The 22,104-nt window shown below is 68.8% G+C and carries 20 protein-coding genes; 6 read left to right on the plus strand and 14 right to left on the minus strand.

Annotation, left to right across the window (positions count from 1 at the left end; all coding sequences use genetic code 11):
* The first annotated feature begins 331 nt into the window (after positions 1-331).
* Positions 332-2,152: an asparagine synthase (glutamine-hydrolyzing) gene (asnB, locus tag EV192_RS28435; protein ID WP_132120705.1), complete on the plus strand. Its 1,821-nt coding sequence runs from the start codon at positions 332-334 to the stop codon at positions 2,150-2,152.
* A 25-nt stretch (positions 2,153-2,177) separates the two neighbouring features.
* Entirely contained in the window at positions 2,178-2,645 is a 468-nt protein-coding gene (locus EV192_RS28440; protein ID WP_132120707.1) for a MarR family winged helix-turn-helix transcriptional regulator, read from the plus strand.
* Here EV192_RS28440 and mutM read toward each other — a convergent pair.
* The 6 genes from mutM to EV192_RS28470 all read right to left on the minus strand — a co-directional run bounded on the left by mutM (position 2,601) and on the right by EV192_RS28470 (position 6,354).
* A complete protein-coding gene (mutM, locus tag EV192_RS28445) occupies positions 2,601-3,467 on the minus strand; it encodes a bifunctional DNA-formamidopyrimidine glycosylase/DNA-(apurinic or apyrimidinic site) lyase (protein ID WP_132120709.1) in 867 nt (288 codons plus the stop codon). The two genes, EV192_RS28440 and mutM, sit on opposite strands and share 45 nt — an antisense overlap.
* Positions 3,451-4,185, minus strand: a complete 735-nt coding sequence (rnc, locus tag EV192_RS28450) for a ribonuclease III (RefSeq protein ID WP_132120711.1) — start codon at positions 4,183-4,185, stop codon at positions 3,451-3,453. Before rnc ends, mutM begins: the two co-directional genes overlap by 17 nt.
* 26 nt (positions 4,186-4,211) lie before the next feature.
* A complete protein-coding gene (rpmF, locus tag EV192_RS28455) occupies positions 4,212-4,394 on the minus strand; it encodes a 50S ribosomal protein L32 (RefSeq protein ID WP_132120713.1) in 183 nt (60 codons plus the stop codon).
* A 2-nt stretch (positions 4,395-4,396) separates the two neighbouring features.
* Positions 4,397-4,984, minus strand: coding sequence for a YceD family protein (locus tag EV192_RS28460; RefSeq protein ID WP_132120715.1), 588 nt, complete (start codon positions 4,982-4,984; stop codon positions 4,397-4,399).
* Positions 4,985-5,084: 100 nt separating this feature from the next.
* Positions 5,085-5,855, minus strand: a complete 771-nt coding sequence (locus tag EV192_RS28465; RefSeq protein ID WP_132120717.1) for a DivIVA domain-containing protein — start codon at positions 5,853-5,855, stop codon at positions 5,085-5,087.
* Between the two features lie 91 nt (positions 5,856-5,946).
* On the minus strand, positions 5,947-6,354 hold the full coding sequence (locus EV192_RS28470; RefSeq protein ID WP_132120719.1) for a guanyl-specific ribonuclease: 408 nt from the start codon (positions 6,352-6,354) through the stop codon (positions 5,947-5,949).
* A 66-nt stretch (positions 6,355-6,420) separates the two neighbouring features.
* Here EV192_RS28470 and EV192_RS28475 point away from each other — a divergent pair, with 66 nt between their 5' ends.
* Positions 6,421-6,861 carry a GNAT family N-acetyltransferase gene (locus tag EV192_RS28475; protein WP_132121494.1) on the plus strand — a complete coding sequence of 147 codons (441 nt, stop codon included), beginning with the start codon at positions 6,421-6,423 and terminating at the stop codon, positions 6,859-6,861.
* Here the strand turns inward: EV192_RS28475 and coaD are convergent.
* The gene (gene coaD, locus EV192_RS28480) at positions 6,858-7,340 is read right to left on the minus strand and encodes a pantetheine-phosphate adenylyltransferase (protein WP_132120721.1); all 483 of its coding nucleotides are present in this window, start codon (positions 7,338-7,340) and stop codon (positions 6,858-6,860) included. The genes EV192_RS28475 and coaD overlap by 4 nt on opposite strands.
* Positions 7,341-7,392: 52 nt before the next feature.
* Entirely contained in the window at positions 7,393-7,941 is a 549-nt protein-coding gene (rsmD, locus tag EV192_RS28485; protein ID WP_132120723.1) for a 16S rRNA (guanine(966)-N(2))-methyltransferase RsmD, read from the minus strand.
* A 244-nt stretch (positions 7,942-8,185) separates the two neighbouring features.
* On the opposite strand from rsmD, the gene EV192_RS28490 reads away from it, so the two are divergent.
* On the plus strand, positions 8,186-10,273 hold the full coding sequence (locus EV192_RS28490) for a HelD family protein (protein ID WP_132120725.1): 2,088 nt from the start codon (positions 8,186-8,188) through the stop codon (positions 10,271-10,273).
* On the opposite strand, the gene EV192_RS28495 is transcribed toward EV192_RS28490, so the two are convergent.
* Positions 10,245-11,486 carry a BtrH N-terminal domain-containing protein gene (locus EV192_RS28495; RefSeq protein WP_165960647.1) on the minus strand — a complete coding sequence of 414 codons (1,242 nt, stop codon included), beginning with the start codon at positions 11,484-11,486 and terminating at the stop codon, positions 10,245-10,247. The two genes, EV192_RS28490 and EV192_RS28495, sit on opposite strands and share 29 nt — an antisense overlap.
* 254 nt (positions 11,487-11,740) lie before the next feature.
* Here EV192_RS28495 and EV192_RS28500 point away from each other — a divergent pair, with 254 nt between their 5' ends.
* Positions 11,741-12,031, plus strand: a complete 291-nt coding sequence (locus tag EV192_RS28500) for a DUF2087 domain-containing protein (protein WP_132120729.1) — start codon at positions 11,741-11,743, stop codon at positions 12,029-12,031.
* Here the strand turns inward: EV192_RS28500 and EV192_RS28505 are convergent.
* The 4 genes from EV192_RS28505 to EV192_RS28520 all read right to left on the minus strand — a co-directional run bounded on the left by EV192_RS28505 (position 12,021) and on the right by EV192_RS28520 (position 17,479).
* Positions 12,021-12,773 carry an arginase family protein gene (locus EV192_RS28505; protein ID WP_132120731.1) on the minus strand — a complete coding sequence of 251 codons (753 nt, stop codon included), beginning with the start codon at positions 12,771-12,773 and terminating at the stop codon, positions 12,021-12,023. The two genes, EV192_RS28500 and EV192_RS28505, sit on opposite strands and share 11 nt — an antisense overlap.
* A 2-nt stretch (positions 12,774-12,775) precedes the next feature.
* On the minus strand, positions 12,776-13,117 hold the full coding sequence (locus EV192_RS28510) for a S26 family signal peptidase (protein WP_165960648.1): 342 nt from the start codon (positions 13,115-13,117) through the stop codon (positions 12,776-12,778).
* A 33-nt stretch (positions 13,118-13,150) separates the two neighbouring features.
* Complete coding sequence (locus tag EV192_RS28515; RefSeq protein ID WP_132120735.1) at positions 13,151-16,528, minus strand: pyruvate carboxylase; 3,378 nt, start codon at positions 16,526-16,528, stop codon at positions 13,151-13,153.
* 105 nt (positions 16,529-16,633) lie between these two features.
* Positions 16,634-17,479, minus strand: coding sequence for a response regulator transcription factor (locus tag EV192_RS28520; protein ID WP_132120737.1), 846 nt, complete (start codon positions 17,477-17,479; stop codon positions 16,634-16,636).
* A 282-nt stretch (positions 17,480-17,761) separates the two neighbouring features.
* Here EV192_RS28520 and EV192_RS28525 point away from each other — a divergent pair, with 282 nt between their 5' ends.
* A complete protein-coding gene (locus tag EV192_RS28525; RefSeq protein ID WP_132120740.1) occupies positions 17,762-18,802 on the plus strand; it encodes a coiled-coil domain-containing protein in 1,041 nt (346 codons plus the stop codon).
* A 1,105-nt stretch (positions 18,803-19,907) separates the two neighbouring features.
* Here the strand turns inward: EV192_RS28525 and recG are convergent.
* On the minus strand, positions 19,908-22,082 hold the full coding sequence (recG, locus tag EV192_RS28530) for an ATP-dependent DNA helicase RecG (RefSeq protein WP_132120742.1): 2,175 nt from the start codon (positions 22,080-22,082) through the stop codon (positions 19,908-19,910).
* Between the last annotated feature and the right edge of the window lie 22 nt (positions 22,083-22,104).

Below are 22,104 nucleotides of genomic sequence, written 5' to 3' on the forward strand. Positions count from 1 at the left end.
GTCCCTAGTGTGCGCCAGCGGGGCACTCACGCCCGCTCGGCGCGGTTGACGTTGCGCACACTCGTGTCCTGTCCCTCGACCGGGTAATCCGGATCACACCGGCTACCACGGATGTCCCCGCCGCGACAGAGCTGTTCCACCCTCACTGCCGAGGCCCGCAGGTGAGGGTGCATCGCCCCACCGCCGATCGGGGCGGCCCTGACGTGCTCTTGATGCCGGGAAACGCCGCTTTGACGGGTTCTTGATCCACCGCTCGACCAGAGATCCCTTGCCGAAATTAGATGCATTAGCTATTAATATTGTTACACGGAGGGTACTTGGGAGGTAACACATGTGCGGGATCACTGGATGGGTGTCGTACGACCGGGACCTGACCCGCGAGCAACCGACCATCGACGCGATGACCGAGACCATGTCCTGCCGCGGCCCGGACGCCGCCGGCACATGGGTCGCCCGGGATGCCGCGCTGGGACACCGGCGACTCGCCGTCATCGACATCCCGGGCGGAACGCAGCCCATGTCCGTGTCCACGCCACAGGGCGACGTGGCCATGGTCTACAGCGGCGAGGCGTACAACTTCACCGAGCTACGCGCGGAACTGGAGGCGCGCGGCGAAAGGTTCACCACCAGCAGCGACACCGAAGTGGTGCTCCGCGGCTACCTGCAGTGGGGCGAGGCGGTGGCGGACCGGCTCAACGGCATGTACGCGTTCGCCATCTGGGACGCGCGCACCCACAAGCTCGTGATGATCCGGGACCGGATGGGCATCAAGCCCTTCTACTTCCACCCCACCGCCGACGGCGTGCTGTTCGGCTCCGAACCCAAGGCCATCCTGGCCAATCCCCTGGTCAAGGCCATCGTGGACATCGACGGGTTCCGCGAGATGGCCGGGTTCATCAAGACCCCCGGCCACGCGTTCTACAAGGGCATGAAGGAGGTCGTGCCCGGCACGATCGTGACGGTCACCAAGGAGGGCATCCGCGAGCGCACCTACTGGCGGCTGGAGACCAAACAGCACACCGACGACCTGGAGACCACGGTCAGCCGGGTCCGGGAACTGCTCGACGACATCGTCCGGCGGCAGCTCGTGTCGGACGTGCCCGAGTGCGTGCTGCTGTCCGGCGGCCTGGACTCCAGCGCGATCACCGCCCTGTCCGCCGCCCAGCTGGACATCCCGGTGCGCAGCTTCGCCGTGGACTTCGTCGGCCAGACCGAGAACTTCCAGCCCGACGACGTGCGCGCCACCCCGGACACGCCGTACGTGCACGACGTGGCCGAGCACGTCAAGACCGACCACAGCGACATCGTGCTCGACCACAGGGAACTGGCCGACCCGGACGTCCGCCGCAAGGTCATCACCGCCCGGGACATGCCGACCGGCATGGGCGACATGGACGCGTCGCTCTACCTGCTGTTCAAGGCGATCCGCGCGGAGTCGACCGTGGCGCTGTCCGGGGAGTCGGCGGACGAGATCTTCGGCGGCTACAAGCAGTTCCACGACCCGGAGGTCCAGCTCGCGGACAACTGGCCGTGGATCGAGATGTTCCGCAAGACCGACATGACCGGCCTGGACAGCCCGGACAGCGGCTGGAACCGGCTGGACCTGCCCGGGTACTGGCGGGAGAAGTACACCGCGGCGGTGGCCGAGGTCGACCGGCTGGACACCGAGGACGACTTCACCCACCGGATGCGGGTCAACTCGTACCTGCACCTGACCCGGTTCGTGCGGATGCTGCTGGACCGCAAGGACAGGATGTCGATGGCGGTCGGGCTGGAGGTCCGGGTGCCGTTCTGCGACCACCGGCTCGTGGAGTACGTGTACAACACGCCGTGGTCGATGAAGACGTACGACGGCAGGGAGAAGAGCCTGCTGCGCGGCGCGGCCAAGGACGTACTGCCGGAGTCGGTGGTGCGCCGGGTGAAGAGCCCGTATCCGTCCACACAGGACCCCGCGTACGGCAAGGAGATCCAACGGCAGGTCCGGGATCTGCTCGCCGAGGGGAACCACCGGGTGTTCGACCTGACCGACCGAAAGTGGGCCCAGTCGCTGGCCACCGTCGACGAGGTGACAGGGCGTGACCGTGGCGCCCTGGAGCGGATCCTCAACATGGCGGTGTGGCTGGACATCTACCGGCCCGAAATGGTGTCCTAGCGTCAAACCGGACGTGGAGGGCAAAATGACATCCGAGCAGCAGGCGTTCGACATCGTGATCGCGCTGCACCGGTTGCTCAGGACCCTCCGGCACGCGGTCCGCAACACCAGCCTGCAACCCACGCAGGTCCTGGTGCTGTCCCAACTGGTGGGGTACGGCCCGATGCGTGTCGGCGAACTGGCCGCGCGGGTGCCGTGCTCCCAGCCGACCGCCACGGTGGCCGTGACCAGCCTGGAGTCGACCGGTTACGTCCGCAGGGAACCTGACCCCGCGGACGGCCGGGCGATCCGGGTGGTCGCCACCGACGAGGGCCGCGAGGTGCTGATCTCCCTCGCCCAGGGTGAGGCGCGCGAACTCGTGGCCCGGCTGGACCTGCTGGACCCGGCTGACCTGGCCGATCTCGACCGGCTGGCGCCGCTCCTCACCAAACTAGCGACGCCGATGGAGTCACTGACTCGGGACGCGCGGGCGAGGCTGACAACGGGGACATGAGAACGACGAGCGGTTCATGAACGCCTCGCGGCGGATGATGCCGCCGCACCGGTTACAGGGATTGCCTTCCTGGCCGTACGCGTTCAGGGACCGGTCGAAGTAGCCGGACTGGCCGTTCACGTTCACGTACAGCTCGTCGAAGGACGTCCCGCCGAGTTCGAGGGCCTCGTTCATCACGTCGGTGGCGTGCTGCAGCACCTCGGCGGCCTTCGCCGGGCTGAGCTTGTCGGTCGGCCGGGCCCAGTGCAGCTTGGCCCGCCAGAGTGCCTCGTCGGCGTAGATGTTGCCGATCCCGGACACCAGGGTCTGGTCCAGCAGGGCCCGTTTCACGTCGGTGTGCTTGCGGCGTAACGCTTTCACCACCGCGACCGGGTCGAAGGCCGGGTCCATCGGGTCGCGGGCGATGTGCGCGACCGGGACCGGCAGCAGCACCGTGTCCACCGTGACCATTTCGGACAGTGCCAGGCCGCCGAACGTGCGCTGGTCCACGAACCGCAACTCCGGGCCCTTGTCCTTGAACCGGAACCGGATCCGCAGGTGCTTCTCGTCCTCGTACCCCTTCGGGCGGACGAGCATCTGGCCGCTCATGCCGAGGTGCGCGAGCATGGCCTCGCCGTTGTCCAGCTCCACCCACAGGTACTTGCCGCGCCGGCTGACCGCGTCGATCCGCGCACCCTTGAGCCGGGCCGCGAAGTCCAACCCGCCCAGCTCATGCCGACGGACCGCGCGCGGATGCAGGACTTCGACGTCGGTGATGGTCCGACCGGACGCGTGCGCCGCCAGCCCCCGGCGGACGACCTCGACCTCAGGTAGTTCCGGCATCGTCCTGCTCGGACAGCTCACGGTAGGCCGCCTCGGCGGCCTTCTGCTCGGCTTCCTTCTTGGTACGCCCGTCCCCGCTGCCGTAGCTGCGGCCGGCGACCACCACGGTCGCGCTGAACTCCTTGCGGTGGTCCGGGCCCTCCTCCTCGACCCGGTACTCCGGCACACCCAGCCCGGCCGACGCGCACAGCTCCTGCAGGCTCGTCTTCCAGTCCAGGCCGGCACCCCGCCGCGGCGCCTCGTCCAGCAGCTGGTCGAACAGCTTGTGCACGACCAACCGGGCGACGTCGATGCCTTCCTGCAGGTACACGGCACCGATCACGGCTTCGAGCGTGTCCGCGAGGATGCTCGCCTTGTCCCGGCCACCGGTCAGCTCCTCGCCCTTGCCCAGCAGCAGGTGCGAGCCGAGGCCACCCGCGCCGAGGTTGCGCGCGACCCGGGCCAGGGCGTGCATGTTCACCACGCTGGCCCGCAGCCGCGCGAGCTGGCCTTCCGGCAGATCGCTGTGTGTCCGGTACAGGTGGTCGGTGATCACCATGCCGAGAACCGAGTCGCCCAGGAACTCCAGCCGCTCGTTCGGCGGCAGGCCACCGTTCTCGTACGCGTACGACCGGTGGGTGAGCGCCAGATGAAGCAACTCAGGGTCCAGGTGGACATCGAGCGCCGCAAGCAGCGAACTGGGATCTCCCGCGCCGTTCCGGCCGCTCCTACCCGCCATCGCCCTCTGAGCCTCCGCGTTTTCGATCAAGCAGGCTGGGTGACCTGACGGCCGTTGTACTGGCCGCACGCCGGGCACGCGACATGCTGGGGCTTGGGCTGGCGGCACGCGCGGTTGGAGCACGGCTCCAGCGGAACCGCGGTGGTCTTCCACTGGGCGCGGCGCGAGCGCGTGTTCGAGCGCGACATCTTCCGCTTGGGGACGGCCACGGCTAGTTCTCCTCAGGTCGGTCACTGGATTCGCCGAACCGCTCACGCAACGCGGCCCAGCGGGCATCGATTTTCTCATGCCCGTGGTCCGAGCCAATCTCGGCCCACTTGGCACCACACTCGGGGCACAGCCCGGGGCAGTCCGGACGGCACAGCGGAACCTGCGGCAGCGTGAGCACAACGGCGTCACGCACCACCGGCTCCAGGTCGATCCGGTCGTCGACCAGCCGAGGCACCTCGTCCTCGTCCGTCGTCTCCTCGGTGGCGCTGTTCGGATAGGCGAACAACTCCGTCAGCTCCACCTCGACCCGCCCGTCCAGCGGGTCCAGGCACCGTGCGCACTCCCCCCTGGTGGGCGCGCTCGCGGTCCCGGACACCAACACGCCCTCGACCACCGACTCGAGCAGGACGTCCACGTCCACCTCAGCGCCGACCGGCACCTCGACGACATCGGCGATCCCCAGCGGGACATCCACCGGGACCGTCCGTCGGACCGCACGGCTGCTGCCGGGACGACGACCGAGCTCACGGGTGTCGATCACCCACGGGCTGGTGGCGTTCCGGGTGGCGGCCTGCCGGTTTTCGGACATGTCTGAACCTGACAAGTAGGTCGGGCGGGAAAGGTCAACCCGACAAGAGTACGTGACAAGCACCTGCTGACAAAAATCGGGCCGGCTCGGGGCCGGAAAGTCAACGCTGGTGCTGTTCCTCGTAGTCGAACGGGGTCTGGCCGTTGACCGGCATGTGCGGGATGTGCGGGTTGGCTGCCTGCATACCGGTGGCCTGGGCCGCCCGCAGGTGCGAACGGCCCTTGCCCACGGTCCGCAGGGTGTGCGCGAGGAGTTCCTCGAACTCGGCCAGTTTCCCGTCCACGTACGCGTCGCACTCGGTGCGCTGGCGGTCGGCCTCGGCGCGCGCGGCCTCCACGATCCTGTTGGACTCCACGTGCGCCGCGTGCACGACCTCGGTCTGCGACACCATGCGGGCCTGCTCGATCCGGCCGTCCTCCACCGCGTGCTCGTACGACTCACGGCCCGCCTGCAGCATCCGGTCGGCTTCGTCGCGGGCCCGGCCCACGAGGTCCTCGTACTCGGCGCGGCCCTTGGCCACCTCACGGTCGGCGGTCTGCTCGGCCTCCGAGACCAACCGGTGGGCCCGGGCCTGCGCGTCGGCCAGGATCCGCTCGGCCTCCGTCTCGGCCTGCGCCAGGGTGTTCTCCGCGTCCGAGTTGGCCTTGCTGACCGTGGTGCTCGCCTCGTGCTCGGCCTTGCCGATCAGCTCGTCCTTCTGGTCCAACACGTCCTGGGCGTCGTCCAGTTCGGCCGGCAGCGCGTCCCGCACCTCGTCGAGCAGCTCGAGGGCGTCGCCGCGCGGCACGATGCAGTTGGAGGTCATCGGGACCCCCCGCGCCTCCTCCAGGATCGTGACCAGCTCGTCGAGAGCCTCGAACACCCGATACACCTTGACTCTCCCTCGCGCCGACACCTCTCCAGTGCCCATTTTGCCGGTTCGGGCCCGACCGGCGCGGGACGTGGCACGGGCGTGTCCCAGGTCAGGCGTTGACGTTGACCAGCCGGAAGCTCGCGTAGTGGTCCGCGGTGTAGAAGAACTCGCCCCGGCTGCCAGTGATGACCCGGCGGGCCCCCCGGGTCGAGCTGCCCGGCGTGATCACGGTGTACTCGTGGTAGTAGCCGGTGGAGCAGGTCGGCAGGATCCGCTCCCGGTTCTGGAACACCTGGCCGTCCTGCGGGAACGGGAACGGCCCGCCCGCCTCGATCAGGTCCACGGTGTCGGTGGCCTGCGCGGGCAGGGCGGACAGGTTGACCCGGGAGAACCCGGAAGTGTTGCCGCACGCGGCATGGATGGCCGCGACGCCGGCGGACGCCGGGACGGACACCCCGACCAGGCCGATCACCACGGCGAACAGGATCTTCACTGCACGTAATGTGATGTTGGTCATTGACTGACGGTAGCTCGAAAGTGTGACCGACGGGTGAATCCGACGTGGCAGGGTGACAGCGTGACGATTGAGATCCGCCGTGCTCGAGCCGACGACGTATCCACCATCGTGGAACTGATCGCCAACGACCAACTCGGCGCCCGGCGCGAACAGCCGGGCGACCCCCGGTACCTGGCGGCGTTCGAGGAGATCGACACCGACCCGAACCAGTTCCTCGCCGTGGTCGACCGCGACGGCGAAGTCGTCGGCACGCTCCAGCTCACCGTCACCCCGGGACTGTCCCGCAAAGGCATGAGGCGGGCCACCATCGAAGCCGTCCGGATCCGGGCCGACCAACGCGGCGAAGGCCTCGGCCAGCGCCTGATCGAGTGGGCCGTCGACCAGGCCCGCGAGCGAGGCTGCGGGCTCGTACAGCTGACCACCGACGCCAGCCGCGACGACGCCCACCGGTTCTACCAACGACTCGGCTTCACCCCCAGCCACGTGGGCATGAAACGCCGGCTCTAGGCAGTCTCGGCCAACCGTTGCAGCAGTCGCTGGTGGATCTGCGGTGGGAGCAGGTGGGACACGTCGCCGCCGTACTTGGCGACCTCCTTGACCAGTGAGCTGGACAGGAAGCTGTACGCCGGGCTGGTCGGCATGAACAGCGTGTCGATCCCGGACAGCTGCTGGTTCATCTGGGCCATCTGCAGCTCGTAGTCGAAGTCGCTGATCGCGCGCATGCCCTTCACGATCGCGCGGATGCCGTTCTTCTCGCAGTACTGGACCAGTAAGCCGTACCAGGAGTCCACCCGGACGTTCGGCCGGTGCGCGGTGACGTCCCGCAGCATCTCGACCCGTTCCTCCACAGTGAACAGGGTGGACTTGTTCTTGTTGATCATGACCGCGATGACGACCTCGTCGAAGACCTCGGCCGCGCGTTCGATGATGTCGAGGTGCCCGTTGGTGACCGGGTCGTAGGAGCCTGGGTAGACCGCCCGCCGCATGGCCGAAACCTAGCAGGCCCAGCGCCTCCGACCACGAAACTCGTGGCTTGGGTCACTCTTCGGGATGACGGGCCCAGTGCAGGGCCGTGTCGCCGTATTTCTTGACCCGCAACGGTTGCAGGGGCCCCGGCCAGACCGGGTCGGCCGACCGGACCGACCGTTCCACAACGACCATCGCCCCGGGTCGCGTCCACGCCGTCAACGCTTCGAGCACCGCGTCGACGTCCTCGTCCGCGTACGGCGGATCGGCCAGGACCACGTCATACCGGGACGATGTGCCGGCCTCCAGGACGGTCCGGACCCGGCCGGGCACGACCTCGGCGCCGGGGATGCCGATGGCGGCGACGTTCTTGCGGAGCACGGTCAGCGCGGTGCGGTCGGACTCCACGAAGGTGACCTTCGTGGCGCCGCGGGACAGGGCTTCGAGGCCCAGCGCACCGGACCCGGCGTAGAGGTCGAGGACGTCGGCGCCGTCGAGGTCCATCGCGGACTCAAGGGCGTTGAACAGGGCCTCGCGGACCCGTTCGGATGTCGGTCGGGTGCCCTTGGGTGGCACGACCAGCCGGCGGCCGCCGGCCGTGCCCGCCACGATCCTCGTCACCCGGTCATCGTTTCACCAGCACCGTCCCACGGCCGCGGCGACCGCGCGCCCGATTCCGGTACCGCCACCTGTGACCACAGCAGTCAATGTCATAGGGGCATAATTTTGGGCAACCGGAACATTCGGTCAAGCTTTCACACAGGGGAACGTGATCTCGGCCAACATCCACCGCCCAACCGGTTTGTCAACCGCTGAGAGAGCGTAACGTGGCTCTTCCGTCGTATTTCGAACTCCGGGAGAATGGGTGTCGCAAGCCTCCGTCCGACAGGCCGAGATCGCGATCGAGCAGAAGCACGTGGACGTCGTCTACGCGCGCCTGGCCGACATGCGGGTCGAGGCCGAACAGATGCGCGACCGCGGTGACCAGCTCGCGCACGGCGCTCGGACCGAGGCCGTGTTCGAGCAGGCGTCCATGCTCTACGAGCGGGACGTGATGGTCCGGTACGCCAACCGGATCCTGCAGACGCTGGACTCCGAGCACGAGGGCCTGGTGTTCGGCCGGCTCGACGACACCACGGGCGAGGTCCTGTACGTGGGCCGGCTCGGCATCCGGGACGCGGACTTCGAGAACCTGGTCACCGACTGGCGCGCGCCCGCCGCGGCCGCGTTCTACCAGGCCACCGCCGAGCAGCCGATGGACGTGGTGCGCCGGCGGGTGATCCGGTCGTCCGGGCAGCAGGTCATCGAGATCGACGACGACCTGCTGATGCCCGGGTCGCAGCCGGCGAGCATGCCCGTCGTCGGCGAGGGCGCCCTGATGGCGACGCTGAACCGGGCCCGTGGCGACGCCATGCGCGACATCGTGTCGACCATCCAGAAGGAGCAGGACGAGGCCATCCGGGCGCCGTGGCGGGGTGTCACGGAGATCACCGGCGGCCCCGGCACCGGCAAGACGGCCGTGGCCCTGCACCGGGTCGCGTACCTGCTCTACCGGGACCGCAAACGTTTGGGCAGCGCGGGTGTCCTGGTGCTGGGGCCGTCGACCGCATTCACGTCGTACATCTCCCGGGTACTTCCTTCGATGGGTGAGGACAGCGTCGAACTGCGGTCGCTCGGCGGCTTATTGGACGGCATCGAGGCGGCCAGGATCGACCCGGCGCCGATCGCGGCCGTCAAGGGCTCGCTGCGGATGCGCCGGGTGCTGAAGAAGGCCCTGCGGGACAGCCCGCCGGGCGCGCCGACCGAGATGCGGATCATGTACCGCGGCGAGGTGCTGAAGCTGGACGCGCAGGACCTGGCCAAGGTCCGCCGCCAGGTGCACGGTCTCGGCCGGCTGCCCAACCGGTCCCGGGTGGACGCGGCGGAGGCGTTGCTGGAGGCGTTGTGGCGCAAGGCCGAGTCCTACGAGGGCTTCCACGTCAAACGCCAGGACCTGCTCGTGGACCTGGGCGAACGGATCGACTTCCACCGGTTCGTGGTGGTCTGGTGGCCGGTGCTGACCGCGACCGACGTGCTGCGCTGGCTCGGTGAACGGTCCCGCCTGGCGCACGCGGCCGGGCAGACGCTGTCCGCGCGCGAGATCGACCAGCTGTCGGCCTCGTGGCGCGCGGACGGCTGGTCGGTGGCGGACGTGGCCTTGCTGGACGAGTTGCGGACGTTGATCGGGCCGCCGCCGAAGCGCCGCCACCGCCGGGCCGTCGAGGACTCGTACGAGCCGGGCCGGCGCCGGCCGGAGAACTACGAGGACTATTCCCACATCGTGGTCGACGAGTCGCAGGACCTGTCGCCGATGCAGTGGCGGATGGTGGCGCGCCGCGGCCAGTACGCGAGCTGGACCCTGGTCGGCGACCCGGTGCAGAGCACCTGGCCGGACCCGGCCGAGGCGGCCCAGGCCCGGGATTCCGCGCTGGGCAAGCGAACCACGCGCCGCCGGTTCGCGCTGCGGACCAACTACCGCAACTCGGCGGAGATCTTCGAGCTGGCCGCCCGGGTCGTCCGTGACGTCGCCTCGGACTCCGAGCTGCCGCGCGCGGTGCGGGAGACCGGGATCAAGCCGCAGATCTCCGTGGTGGCCGACGCCTCGATGCCCGGCGCGATCCGGGACGCCGCCCGGGAACTGCTCGGCCAGGTGGACGGGACGGTCGGCGTGATCGGGTCGATGACGAGCATCGCGAAGATCACCGAGTGGGTCACGGACGTGGATCCCGAGCGGCTACGTGTGGTCGACGCGATCGAGGCGAAGGGCCTTGAGTACGACGCCGTGGTGTTGGTCGAACCGGGCGAGATCGTGGCTGAGTCGTTGACCGGGCCGCGCGCGTTGTACGTCGCGCTGACCCGGGCAACTCAGCGGCTCACGGTGTTGACTACCGACCCCGCGTGGCCAGAAGGGTGACGGCCTCCTGTTCGAGGGCAAGGCATTCGTCCACGACGTCCGCCATGCCCGCGAACAGGTCCGGGTCGGCGGGGTGCGGTGACTCCGCCGCCAACGCGTCGAGCCGTTGGGTCAGCTCACGGATCTCCGGCTCGGCTTCGCGGCCACGGCTGAACATCAACGCGAGCCGCTCCTCGGCGAGGTCGGCGTACGGCAGTTCGGAAACGGAGTTCAGCGCGAGCGCCGCCAACGCCGACCACCGCGCGCCTGACTCACGGAACAACGCAGCGGCGTCCGTGAGGTGATCGCCCAGTAGCGGCGCCGCCTCAGCGAGGAAGTCCGCGTAGACCGGGCGGGTCGCGCCGGGCGCGGTGTACTCCAGTTCGAGGCATTCGTAGATCCGCCGCATGCCGTGCGCGAACGGGACCGGTGCGCCGAACCTTTTGGCCCAGCCGTCCTTCTTCCTGGTGTCCCGCAGCTGAGCGGCGAACTTCGCCATCCCGGAGAAGCCGAAGTTCACGTCGAAACTGTTGCCCAGCACCGGACCTGTCAGGTGGTCCACGGTCATCTCGATCGCCGACCGGATCGCCCGGGGAAGATCGACCTGGCCGGCCTCGCCGATCACCAGGGCGTGATGCCTGCCTTTGCGGTACGCCGACCAGGCACCGTTGAAGTCCTCGACGGACAGTGCGTACAACCCGGAATCGTCGACGTACACGGTGTCGCCGTCGATCCCAGCCACCGCGACGACGTACGGGTCCATGCCGAATCCCGGTTCCAAGCCGTGCCACGGCAGCCTGCTGCGGTCCACAGTGGCCAGAACCGGGCGGTCCGCGGGCAACGGCCGGGGCTTCCCGCTGTGCTTCTCCACAACGGACACATTGAGCCTGGTCAACGCCTCCATCGCCCACGGCGCCGGGTGGTGCTGGGCGACAACGGTGAGCAGCGGCGGCATGTCCTTGTACTCGAAGACCGCGTACATGAACCCGATCCCACCGGCGAGCCCGGCGATCATCGCCTCGCTGTAAGCCACCCCCTGCGCCGCCAGCGCGTGCGCCACCAAGGACGACTCACGGTGTTTCCGCGCGCCGAACGTCCGGTAGCCAGGCACCAGTCCCGCCGGCAGTGTCGTGGGGCGGCCGGCCAGGACGTGCATCCGGGCGGTCGTGTAGCTCTCGCCGGTCACGGCCATCCGGTCACGGACGAGTTTCTTGAGCTTCTTCCGGTCGGTCATCGCTCTCCCAGGACGGCCACCCGCCGCCGTAGCCCACGCCGGCACCGGTCCGTCCACGAGGTCGTGCCGAACAAAGATCACCCGCGATGACAACGGCCACCTTCGCCTCCGCGTCGCCGGGCGGCGTGGGCGCCCAGTCAGAAGGTCAGGCCCGCGAGCGAGCCGTCCCGACTGTGTCATACCGCCCCCTACGGGGCCACCCACCCCCGCCAAATCGCGTCGCGCGGAACCGACCGGTTTGTTAACAATGGGGCATGCTCCCTGAGTACGACAAAGTGGTCCGGACGTTCATCCAGGACGGTCACCTGGTGCGTTTCCCGGCCAGACGCGGGCGCAGAAGGCTCCTCCTCGAACTCATCGCCTCGTCCTTCGAACCCGGCCGCCGCTTCCCGGAACGCGAAGTGAACGTCGTCCTGCGCGCCTGGTGCGCCGGCGGCCAAGCGGACTACGTGACCCTCCGCCGCTACCTGGTCGACGAGGGCCTGCTCAGCCGGGAACACGGCGAGTACTGGCGAACCGGCGGCTGGGTCCCTGTCACCCCGTGAGCCTGGTGATCACGGCCTCCAGGATGGGAGTGAGCAGACGGAGCCTGTGTGGGTCTGTGGTGGCGCATTCGGTGATTCCCGCGCCCACCACCGGGACCGGGATCGCCTGGATCGCGGCGGCGACCTCGGCGACGCTCAGGCCGTCGGGCTCCGGGTAGCAGGCGCCGTCGAACTCGGTCGGCTCAAGGACATCCAGGTCGACGTGCACGTACGCGCACTCCCCCGTCGTCCCCACCAGGGCGAGCGCGGCCCGTTCACCGTCGTCGATCGACCGGGCGCCAACCAGAACGGCGTGCCGCAAGGCGGGTTTGGCCGCGAACGACGGGTCGCCCTCACCGAACAGCGCCCGCAGGGCCATGCCGTGGAACGCCCCGGAGGGTGACGTCGATGGAGTGTTGAGGTCCGGGTGGGCGTCGAACCAGTGGACGCCAAGGCCCTCGCCGTGCCGGAACCGGGCCACCCCGATCGGGGCGACCTCCACCGCGCAGTCGCCGCCGATGGTCAGCACGGACCCCTCCGGGGCTTCCAGCGCCTCAAGTTGGGCGGATCGGTTCGCGATCAGCTCGACGCGGTTGGCGATCCCGTCCACCACTGGGGAAGTCGTCGACGCCACCGACACCACATACGGCTTGACGTAGGCGATGTCCCCGGCGAGTTGCGCCAAGGCCAAGCAGGCGTCGGGAAGAAGCCTGGAACGTTCCACAACGGCGCCCTGGCGTTGTGGAACCGCGTGGATCTGCATGGTCACACGGTCGCATTCTTCCGGCGGATCAGCGAGAGCACCAACCAGACAAGCCCACCGACGAACACCACGCCGCCGGCCAGGACCAGCTTGTCGAACGACGCCTCCTGGTACGGCGCGCCGGCAAGGCCCGCGTCGGTGAACGCGGTCGTCGGGGCGAGCACGGTGTTGTTCACCGCCACCACAATCCCCCGGATGTCCGTCAGGGGAACGCCGCCGTTGCCCGGCGAGTCGGTGTACAGCCGGGAGTCACGGGAGTTGCCCCGCCAGTCGCCGGCCACGAAGACCTTGCCGGTGTCCACCTTGGTGGTGAACACCATGGCGGCCGTGCGGCCAGCATCCACTGTCTCACTCAACCCCCCGAATTCGAGTGGAGGTTACCCGAGCACCAGCAGCAGGTCACCGCCTTCGACCTGCTGGACCGAGCCGATCGCGAGCCGATGCACCCGGCCGCCCTTCGGCGCGGTGATCGCCGCTTCCATCTTCATGGCCTCGATGGTCGCCACGGTCGCGCCGGCTTCGACTTCGTCCCCTTCGGACACGGCCAGGGTGACCACGCCGGCGAACGGCGCCGGGATCTGGTTGGGGTTGCCGCGTTCGGCTTTCTCCGCGACCGGGAGGTTGGAGGCGATGGAGCGGTCGCGGACGGGGATGGGCCGCAGTTGGCCGTTGAGGGTGGCCATCACGGTCCGCATGCCGCGTTCGTCCGCGTCGCCGACGGCTTCCAGCTCGATCAGCAGCCGGACGCCTTTCTCCAGGTCGACCGGGTACTCGAAGCCGGGCCGCAGGCCGTAGAAGAAGTCCTTGCTGGCCAGGACGGACGTGTCGCCGTACTGGGCGCGGTGGGCTTCGTACTCCTTGGTGGGGCCGGGGAACAGCAGCCGGTTGAGGGTCGGCCGTGGGTCGGCCGCGAGGGCCGCTTTGTCCTCGTCGCTCAGTTCCGCCACGCCTTTGGGGGCCGCGCGGCCGCGCAGGGCCTTGGTGCGGAACGGTTCCGGCCAGCCGCCGGGCGGGTCGCCGAGTTCGCCGTACAGGAAGCCGATCACCGAGTCGGGCACGTCGAACCGGCCCGGGTCGGACTCGAACTCCTTGGGGTCGACACCCGCGCCCACCAGGTGCAGGGCCAGGTCGCCGACGACCTTGGACGACGGCGTCACCTTCACCAGGCGGCCCAGCATCCGGTCGGCGGCCGCGTACATCGTCTCGATGTCCTCGAACCGGTCGCCCAGGCCCAACGCCTTGGCCTGGGTGCGCAGGTTCGACAGCTGGCCGCCGGGGATCTCGTGGGTGTACACGCGGCCGGTCGGCGCGGGCAGGCCGGCTTCGAACGGGTAGTACACGCGCCGCACGGTCTCCCAGTACGGCTCCAGGTCGGCCACGGCCTGCAGGTTCAACCCGGTGTCACGCTCGGAGTGGTCCGTCGCCGCCACGATCGCGGACAGCGACGGCTGGGACGTCGTGCCGGACAACGAAGCCGCTGCGCCGTCCACGGCGTCCACACCGGACTGGATCGCGGCCAGGTACGTCGCCAGCTGCCCGCCGGCCGTGTCGTGGGTGTGCAGGTGGACGGGCAGGTCGAACTCCTTGCGCAGCGCGGTGATCAGCCGGCGCGCGGCCGGCGGGCGCAACAACCCCGCCATGTCCTTGACCGCGAGCACGTGCGCGCCCGCGCCGACGATCTGCTCGGCCAGCTTCAGGTAGTAGTCCAATGTGTACAGCTGCTCGGCCGGGTTGGCGAGGTCGGCGGTGTAACACAGCGCGACTTCCGCCACGGCCGTACCAGTTTCCCGGACCGCCTCGATCGCCGGGCGCATCTGCTCCACGTCGTTCAACGCGTCGAAGATCCGGAAGATGTCAATGCCGGTCTTCGTGGCCTCCTGCACGAACGCGTGCGTCACGGACTCCGGATACGGCGTGTAGCCAACGGTGTTACGGCCGCGCAGCAGCATCTGCAGGCAGATGTTCGGGATGCTCTCCCGGAGTTTGGCCAGCCGCACCCACGGGTCCTCGGCCAGGAACCGCAGGGCGACGTCGTAGGTCGCGCCGCCCCAGCACTCCACGGACAGCAGCTCCGGCGTGGTGTGGGCGACGTACGGCGCCACCGACAGCAGGTCCTTGGTCCGTACCCGGGTCGCCAGCAGGGACTGGTGGGCGTCGCGGAACGTGGTGTCGGTGACGCCGACCTGCTTGGACTCCCGCATCCACCGCGCGAACCCGTCCGGTCCCAACTCGGTCAGCCGCTGCTTGGAGCCAGCCGGTGGCTCGCCGTTCAACTCGACGGCCGGCAGCTTCTCCACCGGATCCACGAACTTCGGCCGTTCGCCGTTCGGCTTGTTCACCGTCACGTCCGCCAGGTACGTCAGCAGGCGGGTGCCGCGGTCGGCGGAGTGCCGGGCGGTCAACAGGTGCGGCCGCTGCTCGATGAAGCCGGTGGTGATCCGGCCGGCCCGAAAGTCCGGGTCGTCCAGCACGGCCTGCAGGAACGGGATGTTCGTGGCCACCCCGCGGATCCGGAACTCGGCCACCGCCCGGCGGGCCCGCGCGACCGCGGTCGCCAGGTCACGGCCGCGGCACGTGAGCTTGACGAGCATGGAGTCGAAGTGGGCGCTGATCTCGGTGCCGGCGAAGGCCGTGCCGCCGTCCAACCGGATGCCCGCGCCGCCCGGGGACCGGTACGCGCTGATCATGCCCGTGTCCGGGCGGAACCCGTTGGCGGGATCCTCGGTGGTGATCCGGCACTGCATGGCGAACCCGCGCAGCCGCACGGTCTCCTGGCTCAGCCCGAGGTCCGCGAGGGTCTCGCCGGCCGCGATCCGCAGCTGCGACTGGACCAGGTCCACATCGGTCACCTCCTCGGTGACGGTGTGCTCGACCTGGATCCGCGGGTTCATCTCGATGAAGACGTGCTTGCCGGCCGGGTCCAGGAGGAACTCGACGGTGCCGGCGTTGCGGTACCCGATGTGCCTGGCGAACCTGACGGCGTCGTCGCAGATGCGCTGGCGCAACTCCGGCGGCAGGTTCGGGGCGGGCGCCAGCTCGATCACCTTCTGGTGCCGGCGCTGCATCGAACAGTCGCGCTCGAACAGGTGGATGACCTCGCCGGTGCCGTCCGCGAGGATCTGCACCTCGATGTGCCGCGGGTCGACCACGGCCTGTTCCAGGAACACCGTCGAGTCACCGAAGGCCGACTCGGCCTCGCGCATCGCCGCCTCGATCGACTCACGCAACGCGGACGGCTGCTGCACGCGCCGCATACCGCGTCCGCCACCGCCGGCGACGGCCTTGACGAACACCGGGAACCCGACCTGCTCGGCCGCGGCCACCAGTTCGTCCACATCGGACGAAGGGGCGGACGAGCCGAGCACCGGCAGCCCGGCCTCGCGGGCCGCGGCCACCGCCCGAGCCTTGTTCCCGGTCAGCTCAAGGACCCCGGTGGTCGGGCCGACGAACGTGATCCCGGCCGCGGCGCACGCCCTGGACAGCTCCGGGTTCTCCGACAGGAAGCCGTACCCGGGGTAGACCGCGTCCGCGCCGCTGCGCTTGGCGGCCTTGACGATCTCCTCGACCGACAGGTACGCCCGGACCGGGTGGCCGGGCGCACCGATCTGGTAGGACTCGTCCGCCTTGAGCCGGTGCAGCGAGTTGCGGTCCTCGTACGGGAAGACAGCCACGGTCCCGGCGCCGAGCTCGTAGCCGGCCCGAAACGCCCTGATCGCGATCTCACCGCGGTTGGCGACGAGTACCTTGCGGAACATGGCCCGGATCCCTCCTGGTCAGTCACACCGTCCGGGGAACGCTACCGGCCCGTGGCCACGGGGGCACGGTCGCAGGTGACGGACATCATCCGGCGTGTTCAGGCTTCAGGCGGAGTCCAGCAGCCCCAGTCCGCGGGCGTTGGTCAGGGCTTGTGGCCGGTTGCGGGCGCCGAGCTTGGAGAACAGCTGGCGTTGTTCGCTCTGCACTGTCTTCACGGCGATGCCGAGGGCCTGCGCGGTCTGCCGAACGGACTCGCCGCGCGCGATCGAATCCAGGATGTCACGCTCCCGCCTGGTGAGATTCTGTGGAGTGTCACCGTTGCGGCCGGTCGGTTGCCCGGGCAGGCGCATGCCCAGCCGGCCGACCTCGGCCGTGGCCTGTGTCCGGCTCTGCACCTCCAGCTTGGCGAAGATCCGGCGCTTGTGGTTGGTGACGGTGTGCGGGCTGATGCCCAGTTCCTGGGCGATCTCCGCGGCCGAGCAGCCGGCGCAGATCAGCGCGAGGATCTCCATCTCCCGCACGCTCAGCCCGTGTCCGGACGTGGCAGGGCGCCAGCAGTCCTCGCCGTCCTTCAGCGCGTCACGCAGGCCCGCGACGCCGTAGCGGGTGCTGACCAGCCTGTGCACGCCGGCCCGATGGAGATACGTCAGGCTCCGGGCGTCCAACGCCCGGTGGAGACCGACCAGGTGAGGTTGCGGACGAACCGCCCGTAATTCCCCCACGAGTTCGAGCTCCTCGGATCCGGCGGAGGCCAGCTCCACCACTGCCATGTCCGGTGCGCGCAGTACGCACAGCCGCAGCAGGCCGTCATTCGTCGCCGCCGCGCCCGCGATCTCGTAGCCCGGCAGTGACGCTATCCAGTTAGCCAGTGCATCCCTAAGCAGGCCGTCCGCACAGCAGAGGACGACCTTGTAACTCCGGTTCGGATCCGACCAACGTGAATCCGACATATGGCAGCCCACTTCCTGCCACGCCGCGCAGGGGGTGAACCCAGCGTAAGGGACCAACTCCACACAGGTCTGAACCCATTAGGGCTAATTCACATGTACCAGACGATTGGGCGGTATGTGGTGTACCGGTCAACCAGTATGTAGTCAAGCTACCTACCAGACAGTGGAACACCTGCGCGGACGCTACTCCAGGCGCCGTTGGGCCATCTGGCCCAAGATCGTCCGCGGCCGGACGGCCTACCTCACAGTTCGCACGAACGAGGGATTCACTATGGTGGGAGGATGGCTGTCGCCGACGAGTCGCAGAAACCTCAGTCCGCACACTTCGACATCGTCCTGCGCGGGTACAACCAGCGGCAGGTCAACGAACGGGTCACCCGTCTCGGCTACGACCTCAAGAACGCGGCGAAGAGCCGCGACGAGGCGATGGCCCGGGTCGCCGAGCTGACCAAGGCGTTGAACTACGCCCAGCAGGAGCTGACCGACACCAAGGCCCGCCTGGAACGGATGGCGACCAACCCGAACAGCGCGACGGCCATGACCGAACGCGTCCGGGAGATGATGCGCCTCGCCGACGAAGAAGCGACCGAACTGCGCCGCGACGGCGAAACCCACGTCGCCGGCATCAAGGCCGACGCGGACAAATACGCCACCAGCACCCGCTTCGACGCGGAGAAGTACGCGGTCAGCATCCGGGAGGAAGCGGACAAATACGGCGCAAAGGTCCGAACTGAGGCGGACACCTACCTCGCCGACCAGAAAGCCCAAGCCGACTCGCTCGAGACAGAGCTGAAAGCGGCCCACGACACCCGCACCGCGGACCTGGACAACCGCCGCCAAGAACTCGAAGAGAAATACACCAAACACAACGACGAACTGGACGCCGAATACGACGCCCTGCGGACAAAGCTGACCGCCGAGCACACCCAGCTGATGACGGAAGCCCAAGCCGAAGCGGCAAAACTGCGGCGAACCGCCGAAGAAGCCGCAGCCGCCCTTGAGACAACAGCGGCCGAGGAACGCACAGCCCGCGACACAGCAGCCGCCACCAAACTGGAAACCGCGGCAAAAGAAGCCGCCAAAACCCTGGCCGCCACCCAAACCGAAGCAGAAAAGACAGCGGCCAAAACCAAAGCCGAAGCGGAAGAAATAGCAACGGAAATCCTCGCCACCGCCGAAGCAAAGCAAACAAAAGCGGACAACGAAACAAAGCGCCTCCTCGAACTCCGCGACCAGATAGCCGAACGCCTGGCAGCAACAAACGCAGCGGTCCAGGAAGCGATAAAGCACTTCGAAAGCGACGAAGAAGCCCAAGCCGAGTAACACCCAAGTCAATCACCCAACAACCCGACAAGGGCAGCAGAGATGGGTGAGCGGCTGACGGGCTAGCGGACAGCAGACGGGCGACCAGAGGGCCAGCCGGGCGGGTGAGCCGCTAGTCAGCGGGCGAGCGACCAGCAAGCGATCCGCCGACGGATGAGCCACCCGACGGGCGGGATGCTGGCAGGTTAGCGACCAGCAGGCGGTCGGGCGGCTGGCTCGCGAGCCATCGGCGAGTGATCCGCCGATAGGGCAAGCCACCAGCGAACGCCATCGAGGGGCGGGCCGCCAGGCAGCGGGCAACTGGCGGGGTGAGCCAACAGCGGGCGAGCCACCGATGGGCGAGCGGCTGGCAGGCGAGCGCCCGGGCGGGCGTCAGCCGGGCGGGCGGGCGTCAGGATGGCGAGCCATCGGCGAGTGATCCGCCGACCGGGCAAGCCACCAGCGAACACGCCATCGGCAGGGTAGCCAACAGCGGGCGAACCCACCGGGCAGCGAGCAGCCGGCGGGCTGAGTAGCCGACAGATGAGCAGCCAGCAGGCGAACCACCGACCGGCGCGCGGGCAGACGACCGGCAGCTCGCGGGCGACCGGCCGGCCAGCGGACGAGTGGCTGGCCGGTGGACGAGTGGCTGGCCGGTGGACGGACGGCTGGCCGATGGACGGGCCGCTGGGCAGGCGAGCAGCTGGCCGGTGGGCGGGCGAGCGAGCCATGGGCGGGGCGCGCCCATCGGGCGGGCGAGCAGCTGGCGAGGGTGAGCGCCGGCAGGCGACCGACCAGCGGCGAGCGGTTGGTCGGTGCACGGCTGGTGGCGAGTGGATGTTGCCGAACGCAATTGCCCACCCGGCAACCCACTAATCGCCCGCCAATCGCCCACTGATCCGAGCGTCAGCGACAAATATCCCGGCTTCGTGCCCTCTCTCCCGGCCGACCTGTGCTTTGCAAACCATGGGTGTCAAGGGGTCCGCCTACGGAAACCGACCCCGGTACCAAATGATACGGACCCCTTGACACCCATGGTTCCCCTTGGGCAGGTTGGCCGGGAGAGAGGGCGCGCCCCACCCTCTCCTGGTCGATCAGCCGCGCGGCGAGCGCATTCTTTCCACAGTCAGGCCTTCTGCAAATACTCAGCCCGTTCAGAATCCACCAGATTAGCAGCCATCCCCGCCAACCCAGGATAGTCCGTCAACTCGGAATCCTCCGTGACCAGCTCCTGGGCAATAACCCGAGCAGCCGCGATAACGTCCTCGTCCCGCAACAAAGACAGCATTTTCAACTGTGAGCGCCGGCCTGACTGGGTGGCGCCGAGAATGTCGCCTTCCCGGCGGATCTCCAGGTCGAGCCGGGCCAGTTCGAAGCCGTCCACAGTGGACGCGACAGCATCGAGGCGTTCGCGGGTGCTGGTGCCGTCGAGGGCTTCGCTGACCAGGAGGCAGAGGCCGGGGGCGGTGCCTCGGCCGACTCGGCCGCGCAGTTGGTGGAGTTGGGAGACGCCGAAGCGGTCCGCGTCCATGATCACCATCATGGTGGCGTTGGGGACGTTCACGCCGACTTCGACGACTGTGGTGGCGACGAGTACGTCCACCTCGCCCGCGGCGAAGGCGCGCATGGTGGTGTCCTTCTCGTCGGCCGGTTGTTTGCCGTGCAGGACCGCGAGGCGGAGGCCGGACAGTGGGCCGGCGGCGAGTTGGGGCGCGATCTCCTCGACCGCGAGGGGGGCGCGGCGGCCGTCGTCGTCCGGCGGTGGCTCTTCGTCTGCCTCCTCGGCGCCGGCCTCACCGATCCGTGGGCACACCACGTATGCCTGATGCCCCTTGGCGACCTCTTCGCGCAGACGCTGCCAGGCGCGGTCGAGCCACTGGGGTTTCTCCGCGACAGGCACCACGTTCGTCGCGATCGGGGAACGCCCCTGTGGGAGTTCACGCAGCGACGACGTCTCCAAGTCGCCGTACACCGTCATGGCGACTGTGCGCGGGATCGGTGTCGCCGTCATCACGAGCACATGCGGGCTGGCGCCGTCCGCGGCCCGAGTACGCAGAGCGTCCCGTTGCTCCACACCGAACCGGTGCTGTTCGTCGACGACCACGAAACCCAGGTCCGCGAACTGCACCTTGTCCTGGATCAACGCGTGCGTCCCCACCACGATCCCGGCCGCGCCGCTGGCCGCGTCCAACAGCGCCTGCTTACGCGGCGCCGCGGGCAACGACCCGGTCAGGAGGGTCAGCCGGGTCGCGTGGTCCGCGCCGCCCAGCTCACCGGCTTGGGCCAGGTCGCCGAGCATTTCCCGGAGCGAACGGGCGTGCTGCGCGGCCAGCACCTCGGTGGGCGCGAGCATCGCGGCCTGCCGGCCCGAGTCGACCACCTGGAGCATCGCCCGCAGCGCCACGATCGTCTTGCCGCTGCCCACCTCGCCCTGCAGCAACCGGTTCATCGGATGGCTGCCGGACAGGTCCGCCGCGATCGCCGCGCCCACTTCCTGCTGGCCGGCGGTCAGCTGGAACGGCAGTCGCTGGTCGAAGCCGTCCAGGATCCCGCCCTCTTTCGGCGGGCACGCGGGCGCCGGCCGGACCGACGACGAGTGGCGACGCAACGACAACGCCAACTGCACGGTCAACGCCTCGTCCCACTTCAACCGCTTACGGGCCGCAGTGATCTGGTCCCAGCCGTCCGGCATGTGGATCGCGCGCAGCGCGGGCTCCAGCCCCAGCAGGCCCATCTTCTGCCGCAGCCGCTCGGGCAACGGGTCCTCGGCGCCGTCCCACATCGACAGGACCTGCTTGACGCAGTTGGCGATCTGCCACGTCGGCAGCTTCTGCGCGGCCGGGTAGACCGGGACCATCCTGCGCATCACGTCGTCGACCGAGTCGGTCTCGTCGTCGAACAGCTCGATGTCCGGGTTGGTCAGCTGCAGCTTCCGGTTGAACATGCCGACCTTGCCGGCGAACAGCCCGCGCTTGCCCACCACGAGCTTGTCCTTGTACTTGCCCTGCTGGTTGAACAGGGCCAGGGACAGCACCCGCTGGCCGTCGGTGATCTCCACCTCGGTCCGGGTGCCGCGCCGGGTCTTCATCCGGATCGAGGTGACCTTCCGGATCTCGGCCATCACGGTGACGTGCTCACCGATCTCCAGGCCGGCGATGCTGGTCAGGTCGCCGCGTTCCATGTACCGGCGTGGATAGTGCCGCAGCAGGTCGCCGACCGTGTGCAGGTCAAGGGAGCCGGCCAACGCGTCGGCCGACTTCTTGCCCAGCAACGGCACCAGACCGTCCTCAAACGAAGCCATTGTGGTGCACACTATCGACCAG

It is taken from the genome of Actinocrispum wychmicini (genome assembly GCF_004345645.1).
Lineage (GTDB): Bacteria > Actinomycetota > Actinomycetes > Mycobacteriales > Pseudonocardiaceae > Kibdelosporangium > Kibdelosporangium wychmicini.